At 62.8% G+C, this 15,060-nt stretch carries 13 protein-coding genes; 7 read left to right on the forward strand and 6 right to left on the reverse strand.

The genetic code is table 11. From position 1 onward, the window contains the following. Window positions 1–148 precede the first annotated feature (148 nt). The 4 genes from AC1RQ5_RS06395 (at window position 149) to AC1RQ5_RS06410 (ending at window position 4,263) form a co-directional block, all read left to right on the forward strand. Complete coding sequence (locus AC1RQ5_RS06395) at window positions 149–715, forward strand: DUF2478 domain-containing protein (RefSeq protein WP_493197719.1); 567 nt, start codon at window positions 149–151, stop codon at window positions 713–715. A gap of 356 nt (window positions 716–1,071) precedes the next feature. Continuing rightward, entirely contained in the window at window positions 1,072–2,076 is a 1,005-nt protein-coding gene (locus AC1RQ5_RS06400) for a TRAP transporter substrate-binding protein (protein WP_493197721.1), read from the forward strand. Window positions 2,077–2,258: 182 nt separating this feature from the next. Further along, the gene (locus AC1RQ5_RS06405) at window positions 2,259–2,804 is read left to right on the forward strand and encodes a TRAP transporter small permease (protein ID WP_493197723.1); all 546 of its coding nucleotides are present in this window, start codon (window positions 2,259–2,261) and stop codon (window positions 2,802–2,804) included. 166 nt (window positions 2,805–2,970) lie between these two features. Beyond that, window positions 2,971–4,263, forward strand: coding sequence for a TRAP transporter large permease (locus AC1RQ5_RS06410; RefSeq protein WP_493197725.1), 1,293 nt, complete (start codon window positions 2,971–2,973; stop codon window positions 4,261–4,263). A 138-nt stretch (window positions 4,264–4,401) separates the two neighbouring features. On the opposite strand, the gene AC1RQ5_RS06415 is transcribed toward AC1RQ5_RS06410, so the two are convergent. The 5 genes from AC1RQ5_RS06415 to AC1RQ5_RS06435 all read right to left on the reverse strand — a co-directional run bounded on the left by AC1RQ5_RS06415 (window position 4,402) and on the right by AC1RQ5_RS06435 (window position 8,911). Then, complete coding sequence (locus tag AC1RQ5_RS06415; RefSeq protein ID WP_493197727.1) at window positions 4,402–5,181, reverse strand: FadR/GntR family transcriptional regulator; 780 nt, start codon at window positions 5,179–5,181, stop codon at window positions 4,402–4,404. Window positions 5,182–5,244: 63 nt separating this feature from the next. Further along, on the reverse strand, window positions 5,245–5,766 hold the full coding sequence (locus AC1RQ5_RS06420) for a hypothetical protein (protein WP_398474787.1): 522 nt from the start codon (window positions 5,764–5,766) through the stop codon (window positions 5,245–5,247). A 579-nt stretch (window positions 5,767–6,345) separates the two neighbouring features. Beyond that, on the reverse strand, window positions 6,346–6,786 hold the full coding sequence (locus tag AC1RQ5_RS06425; RefSeq protein ID WP_493197729.1) for a YbaK/EbsC family protein: 441 nt from the start codon (window positions 6,784–6,786) through the stop codon (window positions 6,346–6,348). 8 nt (window positions 6,787–6,794) lie between these two features. Beyond that, window positions 6,795–8,039 (reverse strand): O-antigen ligase family protein, encoded by a 1,245-nt coding sequence (locus AC1RQ5_RS06430; RefSeq protein ID WP_493197731.1) that lies wholly within the window; start codon window positions 8,037–8,039, stop codon window positions 6,795–6,797. Then, a complete protein-coding gene (locus AC1RQ5_RS06435; RefSeq protein ID WP_493197732.1) occupies window positions 8,036–8,911 on the reverse strand; it encodes an amidohydrolase family protein in 876 nt (291 codons plus the stop codon). Before AC1RQ5_RS06435 ends, AC1RQ5_RS06430 begins: the two co-directional genes overlap by 4 nt. Window positions 8,912–9,206: 295 nt before the next feature. Between AC1RQ5_RS06435 and AC1RQ5_RS06440 the strand changes: the two genes are divergently transcribed. Next, window positions 9,207–9,821, forward strand: coding sequence for a TetR/AcrR family transcriptional regulator (locus AC1RQ5_RS06440; RefSeq protein ID WP_493197733.1), 615 nt, complete (start codon window positions 9,207–9,209; stop codon window positions 9,819–9,821). Window positions 9,822–9,876: 55 nt separating this feature from the next. Beyond that, a complete protein-coding gene (locus AC1RQ5_RS06445) occupies window positions 9,877–11,940 on the forward strand; it encodes a prolyl oligopeptidase family serine peptidase (protein WP_493197734.1) in 2,064 nt (687 codons plus the stop codon). A gap of 60 nt (window positions 11,941–12,000) precedes the next feature. Here AC1RQ5_RS06445 and AC1RQ5_RS06450 read toward each other — a convergent pair whose 3' ends face one another. Further along, window positions 12,001–12,657, reverse strand: a complete 657-nt coding sequence (locus AC1RQ5_RS06450) for a TetR/AcrR family transcriptional regulator (protein ID WP_398474799.1) — start codon at window positions 12,655–12,657, stop codon at window positions 12,001–12,003. 128 nt (window positions 12,658–12,785) lie between these two features. Between AC1RQ5_RS06450 and AC1RQ5_RS06455 the strand changes: the two genes are divergently transcribed. Beyond that, the gene (locus tag AC1RQ5_RS06455; RefSeq protein WP_493197736.1) at window positions 12,786–15,050 is read left to right on the forward strand and encodes a TonB-dependent siderophore receptor; all 2,265 of its coding nucleotides are present in this window, start codon (window positions 12,786–12,788) and stop codon (window positions 15,048–15,050) included. Window positions 15,051–15,060: the final 10 nt, after the last annotated feature.

The following is a 15,060-nucleotide window of genomic DNA, read 5'->3' on the forward strand; positions in this document are numbered from 1 at the left end:
TTACGCAATCGGCCGGCGGATGACGGCTTCGCCTCATCCGCCCTACGGTCGCTATATCCTGTCAGATATACCGATCCGTGCCAGCAATCGGCCTTTTGAATGCCGCCATTCTGCAATAGGATCATCCAATCCCGTGCAGGATGTCCCGATGTTCGACTCCCAATGCGATCTGGCTGCTCTGGTCTATGAGACCGACCAGGACCCCGACACCGTGCTGCATGATTTTGCGGCCAGTCTCGGCCGGCAGGGCATCCGTGCCGTCGGCCTGGTCCAGCTCGGCCATCGCGAAGTCGATGTGCCCAAGCTCAATGCCGTGATGCTGCATAGCGGCGAGCAGGTGCGGCTGTTTCAGGATCTCGGTCCGGGCGCTAAGGGGTGCAAGCTCGATGTCGGCCAGTTGCTCGATGCCGGCAGCCGGGTGGCCGATGCCATCGATGCCGGCGCCGATCTCGTCATCATCAACCGCTTCGGCAAGCAGGAGCGCGAAGGCAAAGGCCTCGCTTATCTGATCGAGCGCGCGCTGTCCGGCGATATCCCCGTGGTGATCGCCGTCCCGGCGCACCGGTTCAATGAATGGATCGCCTTTGCCGATGGCATGAGCGTGAAACTGCCATGCGCGCGCGAGGCGCTGGACGCCTGGTGGCTGAAGGTGTCGAGCCGTGGCGGCACGGTGCCGGAGCCGGTGCAGCAGAGTTTTTGCGCGGTGGTGAAGTAGGCGCTTCACCTCTCCTGTCATCGCCCGGCTTGACCGGGCGATCCAGTAAACTCAGAAGCCGCTGTGTCTACTGGGTCACCCGGTCAAGCCGGGTGACGACAATAGAGCCTGTCTTTTCCCACCCAAATCCCCTCCCTTCGCAGCGCACGCGCATTGCACTTTGGTTCGACGTGCGCTTGCATGTGTCCGCTTGTCGCAGTCGCATCCTGATGCTAGATGTCAGGTCATCGTACAACTTTCCGGCCGCGCGCCGGGAGGCGGCACGGCACAATCGACCTCGAAAACGGGGCGACCAAGAATAACGGCGCAACTGCCGATCTAAAAAGACCATCGGGAAATCAGGGAGGATTTCGTCCATGAATAGAAGAGAGGTCGTCAAAGGTGGCCTGGCCGCGCTCGCGGCTGGCACCGTGGGACTCGGCGGCGCAGCGCCCGCACTGGCGCAGAGCAAGATGGTGCTCAAGGCGTCCGACGTTCACCCGCTCGGCTATCCCACGGTGGAATCCGTGGTGCGCATGGGCAAGAAGCTGGAGGCCGCCACCAATGGCCGGCTCAGCGTCCAGATGTTCCCCTCCATGCAGCTCGGCGGCGAGAAGGAAGCCATCGAGCAGGCCCAGGTCGGCGCGCTGCAGATCGCGCGCATCTCGGTCGGCGCGGTGGGTCCCGTGGTGGACGACGTCAATGTCTTCAACATGCCGTTCGTGTTCCGCGACTCCAAGCATATGGAAGCCGTGCTCGACGGCGAGATCGGCGACGAGCTGCTCAACAAGATCACGGCGAATGACAAGACCAAGCTTGTCGCGCTCGGCTGGATGAATGCGGGCTCGCGCAACATCTACAACAGCAAGCGCCCGGTGAAGGCGCTGGCGGACTTGAAGGGTCTCAAGATCCGCATGATCGGCAATCCGCTGTTCATCGACACGATGAATGCGCTGGGCGGCAATGGCGTCGCCATGGGCTTCGACCAGGTGTTCAGCGCCATGCAGACCGGCGTTGTCGATGGCGCCGAGAACAATCTGCCGTCCTTCGTGGCGCAGAACCACTATCAGGTCGCCAAATACTTCTCGATGACCGAGCATCTCATCATTCCCGAACTGCTGGTGTTCTCGAAGGCATCGTGGATGAAGCTGACGCCGGAGGATCAGGCGCTGCTGAAGAAGGTCGGCCGCGAGGCGCAGCTCGAACAGCGCGCGCTCTGGTACGAGGCGGAAGCCAAGGCGCTGGAGAAGATGAAGGAAGTCGGCACCGACATCGTCACCTCCGTCGACAAGGCGCCGTTCCGCGAGGCGGTGAAGCCGGTGTGGGACAAGTATGGCGCGAAATATGCGGACATGACGAAGCGCATTGCGGCGGTGAGTTAGCTCTGCCTGTCGTCCCCGCGAAAGCGGGGACCCATAACCTCCGACGACGTGGTTGAAACAGCCAGCCACCTCGACGGCATTCTAAGCGGCTCCCCGGTGTCTATGGATCCCCGCTTTCGCGGGGATGACAACGGAGAGTCAGTTGCCGAGGTTTCATGTCCGACACAGTGTCAAAGCTTCCAATGTCTCGCGACCAATCCACTGAAACGGCGCGCGGTCCCGCGCTCGCCTTTCGCCGCGCCATGAACGCCCTCTACTGGACCGGCGCGGTCATTTCCTGCATCGCGCTGGTGCTGATCTCCTTCATCATCCCCTGGGCGGTCTATACCCGCTACATCCTCAACAGCGCGGCGTCCTGGCCGGAGCCGCTTGCGGTGCTGCTCACGGTCGCTGTCACCTTTATCGGTGCCGCGAACTGCTACCGCCAGCGCATTCACATGAACATGACGGTGGGCACCAATCTGCTGCCCCCGAAAGCGCGCGTGGTCGCAGCCTTCATCAGCGAGTTGCTGATGGCCGCCATGGCGCTGTTCATGCTGGTCTGGGGCGGGGCGCTGGTGGAGACGACCTGGGGCAATTCGGTCGATGAATTCCCCTGGCTGTCGGTGGGCATCACCTATCTGCCGATCCCGGTGTCCGGCGCGATGATGCTGCTCTTCGTCATCGAGCGCCTCACCATCGGCCCGCCGCCCCAGGATGGCAGTGATGCGCATGTGCCGCTGGATTGAAGTGTTTTTCCTTCACCTCTCCCCGCCGGGGAGAGGTCGCCGCGTCTTCGCGGCGGGTGAGGGGCTTCCACAAGCGCGGTCGCCCGTGGCGCCCCCTCACCCTAACCCTCTCCCCGGAGGGGAGAGGGAACCTGCCTGAGCTCTTTGCGACTTGAGGACTCCGTCAATGGATATCGCCGTTCTTCTGCTCAGCATGTGTCTGTTCTTCGCCATCGGCATGCCGATCGCCTTCGCGCTGGCGCTGGCGGCGCTGGTCGGCGCGCTGTGGATCGATCTCCCCGTCGAAGCCGTGATGCAGCAGCTCTCATCCGGTGTCGGCAAGGTGTCGATGCTCACGGTGCCATTCTTCGTCCTCGCCGGCGCCATCATGGCCGAAGGCGGCATGGCCAAGCGCCTGGTCGATTTCGCCGCCGTCGTCATCGGCTTCACCCGCATCCGCGGCGGCCTCTCGCAGGTGAACATCCTCGCCACCACCATCATGTCCGGCATCTCCGGCTCGTCGGTGGCGGATACATCCGCGATCGGCTCGGTGATGATCCCGCAAATGGCCAAGCAGGGCTATCCGCGCGTCTTTGCCACCAATGTCACCATCTCCGCCTCGGTGCAGGCCATCATGGTGCCGCCCAGCCATAATGCCGTGATCTATTCGCTGGCCACCGGCGGCGTGGTGTCGATCACCAGTCTCTTCCTCGCGGGCATCGTGCCGGGCCTGCTGCTCGGCTTCGCCATCATGCTGCTGTGCCTGTATTTCGCCTATCGCGACGGTCATCCGAAAGGCGAGCCGGTGCCATTGAGGCAGGCGCTCAAAATGCTGGCCGATGCCACCTGGGGCATCATCACGCTGATCATCGTGCTCGGCGGGATTCTCACCGGCATCTTCACGCCGATCGAGGCCGGCGCCGTCGCCTGCGTGTGGGCGTTCTTCGTCACCATGTTCATCTATCGCGACTACAAATGGTCGGAATTGCCGATGCTGACCTATCGCACGCTGCAGACCGTGGCGATGGTGCTCACATTGGTCGCGACAGCCTCCTGCTTCGGCTATGTCGCTGCCTTGATGCAGATGCCGGCCAAGATGACCGACTTCTTCGTCGCCATCTCATCGAACAAATATGTGCTGCTGATGTGGCTCAACATCATGCTGCTGATCCTCGGCACGGCACTCGATCTCGCGCCGCTGCTGCTGATCTGCACGCCCATCCTGCTGCCGGTGGTGAAGAGCTTCGGCATCGATCCCGTACATTTCGGCATCATCATGCTGCTCAATCTCGGCATCGGCCTGCTGACCCCGCCGGTCGGCACCACGCTGTTTGTCGGCTGCGCCATCGGCAAGGTGTCGGTGGACGAGGTGATGCGCGGCATCTGGCCGTTCTACTGGGTGATGTTCGCCGTTCTGATGCTGGTGACCTATGTGCCATGGTTCTCGATGGCACTGCCGCATGCGTTTGGGTTCAGGTGAGCCCCACGCACCGCCCCTCATCCTGAGGAGCGCGCAACGCGCGCGTCTCGAAGGATGGTCGCGGAGCTCCTCATCTCATGGTTCGAGACGCGCGCAAGGGCGCGCTCCTCACCATGAGGGTGAGGGCGGAGGTCGCTGCTATCCCACCTCATCCGCCAGCTGCTTATACCGCGCCTTGCCATTCACCAGATGCCGCCGCATCGCCTCGCGCGCCTTGCGTGGCGAGCGCTCGGTGATGGCATCGACGATCATCTGATGCTCTTTCTCGATGCTTTCGAGATAGCGCGTCTGCAGCTCGGCCTTGCCGTCGAAGGTGCGGATGCTCTGCCGCGGAATGATCAACCCGCCCAAAAATTCCAGAAAGCCGACGAAACGCGAATTCTGCGTGCCGACAGCGATGGCATAATGAAAATCGAAATCTTCCTTGATCGCACGGTCGCCCTTGGCGATGGCGCGGGTGAAGACATTGGCCGCTTTGGCGATCACCTTGATCTGCGCCGCCGTGGCGCGCTCGCTGGCAATCGCTGCAGCTTCCATCTCCACCGCCGTGCGCAGTTCGAGGATCTCGATCACGCTGTCCAGCGATCCCAGGCCCTCGGGATCGATGGCATAAGGCTGCTGGCTGGCATCATTGTTGACAAAGGCGCCGGCGCCCTGTCGTGTGGTGACGAGGCCGCGGGCGCGCAGCGCCGAGATGGCCTCCCGCACCACCGTGCGGCTGACGCCCATGGCGGTCATCATCGCCTGCTCGGTCGGCAGCCGCGCACCAGCCTGCAGATGGCCGTCGGTGATTTGGGCTGCGATGCGCTCGACCACTTCCTCGGTGCGGCGGCGCACGGGGTTGAGCGGACGCAGCAAACCAGGTCGCGTCGATCCGCCACCGTTCTTGCGTGCAGAATGCTTAATTTGTCCGGTCATCGTACAACCGGGCTATCACTGCCCAGGATTGTGCGCAAGTTTGCACGCTGCCGCATCGCGGCATCAGGCCTCTTCCAGCTCGTGGAGCTTGAGATCGCATTCCACCCAGGCGCCATGGATGGCAAAGCGCTGGAACGGCGAGTCCGGCACCGGTGTCTGCAGCGGCGCCAGGAACTGCGCATCCGCAGGGCTGCGCAGATGAAACTGCACATGGTGCGCGGCCAGCGCATTGCGCGACAGCCAGACCACGCCGGAAAACAGCTCGATCAGCAACTGGCCATAGGTATCCGCGCCGGCGATCCCGAGGTCGTAGGTTGGCGAGATCGTCATGAAGCGGGCGCGCAGCACCGGGCCTTCGAATTTCGGCATCAGCAATTTGCTGACCTGGCAGAAGGCGCGCGGTTCGGCGCCGTCATAAAGGCCGTACAACGAGCCTTTGCCGCTTTGCACGAGGGGATCGAGTGCTGCGAAAGCGCCAAGCGCATAGGTCGAGAAATCCTCCTCGACGGCTTCGGCAGCCTTGCGCCAGTGCGATTTCAGTTTCGCCCAGCTGCGATCGGCATCGCTGATCGGCAACAGCCGCATTCCGCCCTCCCAGGTCGGCATCATGCGCGACCGGGTCGGGAGTTTAGGTAAATACCTTCAAGAATTGGATAACGCGGAGATGCTTCGTTTGCGGGCCACACGCAGCAAGCGTGGGGCCCGGCGATTGCTGGACGTCAGACGCCAGCGGTGCTCAGGCCGGCCGCGGCGGCGGCGATCATGGCGCCGAAAATCCGCCAGGTGCGGGACGTCTTGGAGGTCGAAGCCTTGGTCTTGTTGCGCATCGGTCAAGTTCCACTCAGCGGCTTTTGTGCCGCCATCCCCGGAAAATCGGGGTCCCCGCCGTCGAAGTCGAGGGGGCTGGAAAAATAGCAATGCGCGTCCTGCCAGGGGGCTCACGGGCAGCGGCTTTATTCTTTGTCGTTGTAGTGAGGCAGCTAGTTTCTTCTCGGCCATTGGCCGCTGCCGTAGGGGGGATTGAGCGCAGGCGCGCGGCGCCGGCGAAAACCCATCGGCCGATCCTGTCGCCCGAAGAGGTGGTGGGTTTTCGCTCCGCTCAAGCCGCCCTGCGGCCGGGCGCCTCTATGCCTCGGGCTCTGCCGGTGCCTGGGCCACATCGACCTAGGTTGCCCCGGTCAGTTCCGCCATGCGTTCCGGGGTGACGCGAACCGAGCTGTTGATCGAGCCCGCCGCCGGCCACACCTCGGCATATTCCTGCAGCGACACGTCGCAATAGACCTGCAGCGGCGTGGCCAGGCCGAACGGGCAGACCCCGCCAACGGGATGGCCTGTCAGCGCCACAACCTCCTCAGCGCCCAGCATGCGCGGCTTGCCGCCCAATGCCTCGCGCGCCTTCTTGTTGTCGAGCCGCGCGGTGCCTTTGGTGACCACCAGCACGACGCGATCGCCGACGCGGACCGATAGCGTCTTGGCAATCTGCCCAGGCTCGACACCCAGTGCTTCGGCGGCGAGGGCCACGGTGGCGGAGCTTTTGTCGGTGACGAGGATCGTGAGATCAGGCGCCTTGGCGGCAAGATCGGCGCGGACGGATTCGAGGGACATAAGGAGATTTACGCTGCGTCGTGATGATCTGGTTGCGGAGAGATGGCGACGGCGCCGCGATGCAGCACCACTGCGCCGAGCAGGCCGACGCCGAGGCAATACAACATGCCTTGGGTGACCTGCGAGATATGGCTGTTGAACAGAGAGCCGACGACGGTCATCGCGAAAATCCCGAGGCCCATGGCGCTGGCGAAATCGCGCCCGCACAGCAGCCAGAAATGCGCGGCCCACATGGCCAGCAGGATCGCACCGCCGATCAGGCCGACCTGAAGCGTGGTGTGCAGAAACTGGTTGTGCGGGTCGGCCACGGCCTCGCCATAAGGCGACGGGCGCGTGGCTTCCAGGCTCTGATACAGCGGCCGGATGCTGCCGGTGCCGTGGCCGAGCAGAGGGGCCTGCTTCACGAATTCAGAAGCCTTGCTCCAGAAATCGATGCGCGATGCGGTCGAGACATTCTTTGTCTCGGTACCGGCGGTCACATCGGTTGCCATTTCGTTGAAACGCGATTTCGCACCCGGCGACATTGCGAGCGTGGCGGCCACGATTGCGATGATCGGAAGACCGACGATGAACGCCGTTCGCCATCCGCCGATGGTGATGACGAGGATCGCGACCATGGTAAAGGCCACCAGCATGCCGGTCTTCGACACATAGATCAGGAAGATATTGGCGAAGAACAGCAGCGCCAGCAGACCAAGCGCGATCGCGCGACGGCGATCGCCATCCGTCCAGACACGCCTTGCGCCAAGAGCGAGGCCAAGGGCGCAAATCGCAAAGCATTCGCTCTGCACCGCATTGTCCTTGAATGGCACGCCGATCGACTTGAACCAGCTCCATGGGCCAGTCGGCCAGAGCAGATATGCGTAGGACAAAGCGAGGACCACAAGGCAGGAGGCCAGAAATCCGTAGCCGATATGCAGCGCCTGCTTCTCCGTGAAGGCCGTCGCCAGCAGCAGCGGGATCAGCAGCAGCTTGGCGTAAGGGCCGACCCATTTGACCGCATCGTCGAGCGGCAGCATGGACCACAGCACGCCGACCAGGATCAGCGCGAACAGAGCGACCGGCAGCGAGGATGCCGGCCGTCTGATGGTGGCGAGGAAGCGCGCGCGATCGAGCGTCAGCAGCGCCAGTACGGCGAAGACGGACACCCCGATCGCCTGTCCGCTGGTGGAGAAGGGCAGGAAGAAGGCGGTGGCGATAGCAGCGATCTGCCTTGAGGCAGCAAGCTTTTCAGGCAGATCGGCTTTCGTCATATACCCAGTAGTTTCCGTGCGTTGTTCTTCAAGACCTTCGGACGCACCTCGTCGCGAATGTCGAGCTTGGCAAAATCGGCCATCCAGCGGTCCGGCATGATCACCGGCCAGTCGGAGCCGAACAACATCTTATCCTGAAGAATGGAATTGATATAGCGCACCAGGATCGGTGGGAAATATTTCGGCGACCAGCCGGAGAGGTCGATATACACGTTGGGCTTGTGGGTCGCCACCGACAAAGCTTCCTCCTGCCAGGGGAAGGACGGATGCGCGAGAATGATCTTCATGTCGGGAAAATCCACCGCGACATCGTCCATATACATCGGGTTGGAATATTTCAGCCGCATCCCCATGCCGCCCGGCATGCCCGAGCCGACGCCGGTCTGCCCGGTGTGGAACAGCGCAATGGCGCCGCCGTCCTGGATCGCTTCATAGAGCGGATAGGCCATGCGGTCATTGGCATAGAAGCCCTGCATGGTCGGGTGGAATTTGAAGCCCTTCACGCCGTATTCCGAGATCAGCTTGCGCGCCTCGCGCACACCGAGCTTACCCTTGTGCGGATCGATCGAGGCGAACGGGATCAGCACGTCAGCGTTTTGCTGGGCGATCTCCAGCATCTCGTAATTGTTGTAGCGGCGGAAGCCGGTCTCGCGCTCGGCATCGACGGGGAAGATCACGGCGGCGATTTTCTTGGCGCGATAATAGGCGGCGGTTTCCTCCACGGTCGGCGGATGCTTGTGCGGTGATTTGAAATACTCCGCCATCCGCGCCTGGAAATCGTCATAGCCATCATCGGCGTGGCAACCGCAGGGCTCCTCCGCATGGGTGTGGATGTCGATGGCGACGAGGTCGTCGGGATTGAGCAGCTTCATGGCCGTGCGCTTCCTGGAATTTTTGTCGTTGTGGTTGACTGGTCAATTAGCAAAGCGGCGGGAGCAAAGGAAGGTGAGGAAGCCACACACTCTCTTTGTCATCGCCCAGCTCCCATTGTCATCGCCCGGCTCGACCGGGCGATCCAGTAAACGAGGAAGCAGCCGTGTGTACTGGGTCACCCGGTCGAGCCGGGTGACGACAAAAGGAGAAGCCCTGCGACAACATCGCCCGGTTGACCCGTGTCACTTAGTGACATAAGTTCTTGTCACTAAGTGACACAACGAGATCCCGCCAATGCCCTCCGACCGCGAAGATCCGCGCCTGACGGTCTCCCGCCACGCCGCCGAACTGTTTCTCGAACGCGGCGTCGCGGCGACCAGTGGCGATGACATCGCGGCCGCCGCCGGTCTCTCGAAACGCACCGTCTGGCGATACTTCCGCTCAAAGGAGAGTGCCGTGGAACCGCTTTTTGCCGTCTCTTCCCTGCGCTTTGCCAACCAGCTCAGCGCATGGCCGCTCGATGTCTCCATCGAGACCTATCTGCATGCGGTGGTCCGCCCGCAGGACCAGACCCCGCGGGAAATCGCCGATGACGTTCTCGCCGTGCGCCTCGTCGCGCTGTTGCCGAAGGAGCCGGCGCTACGCTCGGCCTGGCTGATGTCCTGCCACGCCGCCGAGGAAACCATCATCGAGATGGTGGCGCGGCGGACAAAGCGATGGAGCACGGATTTCGACGTTCGCCTCTGTGGCGCAGCAGTGATGACGGCGCTGCGCATCGTCGATGAAGATATCGCAACCGCGGCGATCACCGATCGTCGCGCCTTCACGCTGCCGGAGGTGATCGACCGGATGGCTGAAGCGATACGCACCGCAAGCACCTTGCCGATCTGCGATCCCGTCGAGGCCTAGATCGGCCGACCACCAAGTCGCCATCTGTTTTCGTCAACCAACGGAGTCCCTCCCGATGGCATCAGCATTCGCGTATCCAAAAACCCGCCGCCTCGATCTCGTCGAAGAGCATTTTGGCCAACAGGTCGCCGATCCCTATCGCTGGCTGGAGGAAGATGTGCGCAACGACGCCGAGGTCGCCGCATGGGCCAGGACGCAGAACGACGTCACCCAAAGCTATCTCGCGACGCTGCCAGGCCGTGACATCTTCAAATCCCGCCTGCAAAAACTGTTCGATCATGAGCGCGTCAGCCCACCCTGGGCACGCGGCGGCCGCTATGTCTACACGCGCCAGACCGGCCTGCAGAACCAGCCAGTGCTGGTGATGCGCCACGGCCTCGAAGGCGCCGAGCGCGTGCTGATCGATCCCAATGACTGGTCGTCCGACGGCACCACGGCCCTGGGCGAATGGGCGATCTCCGATGACGGCGCGCTGATCGCCTATACGATCCAGCAGGCCGGCACCGACTGGCGCACCATCAAGGTGTTCGATGTGCACGCGCGTGAGATCCTCGCCGATGAAGTCACGCGCGCACGCTTCATGACCATCGCCTGGACGAAGGATCGCAGCGGCTTCTTCTATTCGCGCTATCCCGATGCCGCCGACGATGAGACCTCGCAGGCCGGCGTGCAGAACCACGCGGTCTATTATCATGCACTCGGCACATCACAGGCCAAGGACCGTTTGGTTTATGCGACACCGGATCAGCCGCACCTGATCAATATCGGCTACACCACCGACGACGGCCGCTATCTCGTGCTGATGTCCACGCCTGGGCCGGGCGCCAATGCGCTTGCGATTATCGATCTCGACGATCCCGTTTGGACGCCACGCCAGTTGATCACGGAGATCGACTCCGACTGGATGATCTACGGTAATGTCGGCACCAAACTCTTCATCGGCACCAACAAGGGCGCCGAGCGCAAGAAGATCGTGTCCGCGGATCTCGCGCAGCCTGAACTCGTGTTCGAAGACGTCGTCCCCGAGCAGGACGCGACGCTGGGCTACGCCGCGCTGCTCGGCGGCAAGCTGCTGGCCACCTATCTCGTCGATGCCAAGGCCGAGATGCGTCGCTATGCCCTCGACGGCACGTTCGAAGGCACGATCGATCTGCCCGGCATCGGCACCGTTGGCGGCTTCCGCGGCGAGCAGGACAGCAATGAGGTGTTCTTCGTCTTCACCAGCTACAATATCCCCACCACGATCTATCGCTACGACGTTGCGAACAACACCACCTATGTCTGGGCCAGGCCCGATGCCGGTATCGATCTCGATCGCATTAATGTCGAACAGCGCTTCTATCCGTCGAAGGACGGCACCCGTATTCCGATGTTCATCATCCGCCGCAGGGATGTCGTCGGTCCGGCGCCGACCCTGCTCTACGCCTATGGCGGCTTCGGCATTAGCATGATCCCGTTCTATGCGCCGACCCAGATGGCCTGGGTGGAGCGGGGCGGCGTCTCCGTCGTCGCAAATATCCGCGGTGGCGGCGAATATGGAAAATCATGGCACGACGCCGGCCGCTTTGCGAACCGGCAGAACGCCTTCGATGATTTCATCGCGGCCGGCGAATATCTCAAGGCCGAAGGCATCACGTCGCCCGACGGTCTTGCGATCCAGGGCGAGTCCAATGGCGGCCTGCTGATGGGCGCCGTCACCAATCAGCGGCCGGATTTGTTCGCTGCAGTGCTGCCCGGTGTCGGCGTGATGGACATGCTGCGCTTTCCGCTCTTCACCGGCGGCAAGATGTGGATGGAGGATTTTGGCGATCCCCGGCAAGACAAACATTTCCAAGCACTGCGCAGCTACTCGCCCTATCACAATGTGGAGTCAGGCAAGGACTATCCCGCGATCCTTGTCACGACGGCGGATACCGATGATCGCGTCATCCCCGGCCACAGTTTCAAATATGTCGCGGCGCTGCAGGCGGCGGATATCGGCGACAGACCGCATCTCCTCCGCGTCGAAACCCGCGCGGGACATGGTGCGGGCAAGCCTACGGACAAAGTGATCGATGAGACCGCCGATCAATGGGCCTTCATCGCGCATTGGACGGGATTACATGTGCGCCAACCGTAGGGCGGATGAGGCGAAGCCGTCATCCGCCGCGGCGTTTCAACCATGCAATCGGCCGGCGGATTACGCTTCGCTCATCCGCCCTACGCCGCGCGCGCCGTCGATGAACAACCGCCACGCCTTCTCGAAATATGCATCCTGCGCATCGCTCGACGCGTAGGTCGTGCTGCCCAGCATCGCACCGATCATCGGACCGACCGCGATGCTGTTGATCAGATGCGTTGCGAGAAACGCAACATCGCCGGGCCCGATCTCCCCCGCCTCCTGCGCTGCGCGCAGCAGGGCGAACAGCCGGTCCATGATCGGGTCCACCGTCCGGTTCGCCGCCGATTGCCCCACCACCAGCGCTTCGCTGAAAGCGATGCGCTTGAACGCCACCAGGGTCGGATCGAGATTGACCTCCAGCAGCCAGCGCGCAGCGGCGCGCAGTTGCTGCATCACGTCGCCGGTGGCTTCAGCCATGGCGGTCTGGAAATGCGCCTCGGTCTGCACCCGCGCATGCGCCACCACGCCTTCGAACAAAGCGAGCTTGGACGGATAGCGCCGATACACCGTGTCCTTGCCGACGCCGCAGGCCGCCACGACCTGCTCCACCGAGGTCGCCGCAAAGCCCTGCTGCGCGAACAGCCGCGACGCCGTCTCGATGATGTGCAGCGATTTGGCCTCCACATCGCCTTTGCGCGGGCGTCCGCCTCTGGATGGTGTCGATGCAGCCGGCATTCACGTCCTTCGTGTTTCGAGCAATTCCAATCTCAGATTTGCCCAGTCTTGGCAATCAATCTGGACAGGACGGTCCCGTCCCGTTTATTTGTCGCACCCATTGGCGGTTGGGGCTACGGGGAATTCGAATGGGAAGCGAACACAAGGTCATCGTCGGCGCGGCGATTGCCGCGGCTCTGATCAGCAGTCCGGATGCCGTGGCGCAGACGACTCGCGACCCGTCGGTATCGCTTCCCGCTGTCACCGTGCAGTCGCCGGAGCGTCGCGCCGCACGACCCGCCGCCTCCCGCCGCACAGCCCAGCGTGGCACGCCGCGCGTTGCAGCCCGCGCCCCCACAGCCACGGTGCCTGTCGTGCAGCCGGTGAGCGCCACCAATACGTCCGATCGCTATCTCGACAAGAGCTCCGGCACCGCCACCAAAACCGACACGCCCGTGTTGGAAACGTCGCAGTCGATCTCCACCGTGACGCGCCGGCAGATGGACGACCAGAATGTCCAGACCGTCGGCAATGCGCTGCGCTACACCGCCGGCGTCATCTCCGATGCCGACACCAACGCGCGCTATGACTCGATTTTCATGCGCGGCTTTGGCTCGTTCGGCCTCACCACCAGTTATGTCAGCTATCTCGACGGCCTGAAGCTGCCACGCGGCCAGGCCTTCGCCGTCGCCTCCATCGATCCGTTCCTGCTCGATCGTGTTGATGTGCTGAAAGGCCCCTCGGCAACACTGTACGGCCAGAGCAGCCCCGGCGGCCTCGTCAACATGATCAGCCGCATGCCGAGCGCCACGCCCTTCAACGAATTCCGCGTCGAAGGCGGCACCTATGGTCGCGTGCAGGCGGGCCTCACCAGTCAGGGCAAGCTCGATCAGGAAGGCCACTGGCTCTACAGCCTCACCGCCATCGGCCGCCAGTCCGGCACGCGCTATGACGGAGTCGATGAGCAGCGCGTTGCCGTCGCCCCCGCCATCACCTGGGCGCCGGACATGGACACGCGCCTGACCATCCAGAGCTACTATCAGAACGATCCGCAGGGCGGCTACTTCAACTCGATCTATGCGAAGTCGCTCGCGCCCGCGCAATATCGGCCTTATCTCAACTCGAAGCTCAATGTAGGCGATCCCTCATTCGATCACTTCAAGCGCGAGCAATATGGCGTCGGCTATCAGTTCGACAAACGCTTGAATGACGTGGTCAGCCTGTATTCGACCCTGCGCTACGGCCATGTGCAGACCGATTTCCAGTCGCTGCAGATGAATGCGCCGATGACCGCGACCGGCCAGTTGCCGCGCTGGGGCATCCGCTCGCTGGAGGATGTCGATAACCTCGCCGCCGACAACCGCCTGCAATTCGATTTCGGCACCGGCGCCCTGCAGCACAAGCTCGTCACCGGCGTCGACTATCAGGAGACGCGCAGCAACTGGATCTATCAGATCGGCGGCGCCACGGCGCTCGACGTGGTCAATCCCGTCTACGGCCAGCCAGTCGGTCCGTTCGCGACTTTCATCAATAACGGCCAGACCCTGTCCCAGGCCGGCCTCTATGCGCAGGACCAGATCAGCCTCGGCGGCTGGCGCGCCACGCTCGGCGTGCGCCACGACTGGGCTGATCAGACCACCGACAACCGCCTTGCGACATCGCGCGCCACCCAGTCCGATGCCAAGACCACCTATCGCGCCGGATTGCTGTATCGCTTCGACAACGGCGTTGCGCCCTATGTGAGCTATGCCACCTCGTTCGAGCCGGTGTCCGGCGTCAGCGCCAACGGCCTGCCTTTCGTGCCGACCACCGGCGAGCAATATGAGGCCGGCGTCAAATATCAGCCGACCTTCCTGCCGATCCTGCTCACCGCCGCGGTGTTCGATATCCGCCAGCAGAATGTGCAGTCGCCGTCATCGACGCCTGGCTTCTTCGTCCAGCAGGGCGAGGTGCGCTCCACCGGTGTGGAGCTGGAAGCACGCGGCAATATCACCGATAGCCTTGAACTCGTCGGCGCACTGACCTTCCTCGACACGCGCGTGACCAAATCCACGGATGCGCTGCTGCTCGGCATGCGTCCGCAGGCCGTGCCGGATTTCTATGGTTCGGCCTGGGCAAACTACACCTTCCGCACCGGTCCGGTGACGGGCCTGACTGTCGGTGCCGGTGTCCGCCATGTCGGCGCGACCTTCGGCGACGATTACAACACATTGCAGACGGCAGCCTATACGGTTGCGGACCTCGCGCTGAAATATGAACTCGGCAATCTCAATCGCACGCTGAACGGCGCGGCGCTGACACTCAACGTCAACAACCTGTTCGACAAGGAATATTATTCGAGCTGCTCGTCGGGCTTCTATTGCCAATACGCCAACCGCCGCACGGTGCTGGCAGGGCTGCGGTATCGGTGGTGATGCGTTCTAC

The organism is Tardiphaga sp. GW821-FHT12E02 (genome assembly GCF_058807155.1).

Bases quoted from the DNA above. Each gene is read 5' to 3' on its own strand.
- AC1RQ5_RS06440 (WP_493197733.1), top strand. From the start codon at position 9,207: ATGCCCTCCGACCGCGAAGATCCGCGCCTGACGGTCTCCCGCCACGCC.
- AC1RQ5_RS06435 (WP_493197732.1), bottom strand. From the start codon at position 8,911: ATGAAGCTGCTCAATCCCGACGACCTCGTCGCCATCGACATCCACACC.
- AC1RQ5_RS06405 (WP_493197723.1), top strand. From the start codon at position 2,259: ATGTCTCGCGACCAATCCACTGAAACGGCGCGCGGTCCCGCGCTCGCC.
- AC1RQ5_RS06425 (WP_493197729.1), bottom strand. From the start codon at position 6,786: ATGTCCCTCGAATCCGTCCGCGCCGATCTTGCCGCCAAGGCGCCTGAT.
- AC1RQ5_RS06410 (WP_493197725.1), top strand. From the start codon at position 2,971: ATGGATATCGCCGTTCTTCTGCTCAGCATGTGTCTGTTCTTCGCCATC.
- AC1RQ5_RS06415 (WP_493197727.1), bottom strand. From the start codon at position 5,181: ATGACCGGACAAATTAAGCATTCTGCACGCAAGAACGGTGGCGGATCG.
- AC1RQ5_RS06400 (WP_493197721.1), top strand. From the start codon at position 1,072: ATGAATAGAAGAGAGGTCGTCAAAGGTGGCCTGGCCGCGCTCGCGGCT.
- AC1RQ5_RS06455 (WP_493197736.1), top strand. From the start codon at position 12,786: ATGGGAAGCGAACACAAGGTCATCGTCGGCGCGGCGATTGCCGCGGCT.
- AC1RQ5_RS06445 (WP_493197734.1), top strand. From the start codon at position 9,877: ATGGCATCAGCATTCGCGTATCCAAAAACCCGCCGCCTCGATCTCGTC.
- AC1RQ5_RS06395 (WP_493197719.1), top strand. From the start codon at position 149: ATGTTCGACTCCCAATGCGATCTGGCTGCTCTGGTCTATGAGACCGAC.
- AC1RQ5_RS06450 (WP_398474799.1), bottom strand. From the start codon at position 12,657: ATGCCGGCTGCATCGACACCATCCAGAGGCGGACGCCCGCGCAAAGGC.
- AC1RQ5_RS06420 (WP_398474787.1), bottom strand. From the start codon at position 5,766: ATGCGGCTGTTGCCGATCAGCGATGCCGATCGCAGCTGGGCGAAACTG.
- AC1RQ5_RS06430 (WP_493197731.1), bottom strand. From the start codon at position 8,039: ATGACGAAAGCCGATCTGCCTGAAAAGCTTGCTGCCTCAAGGCAGATC.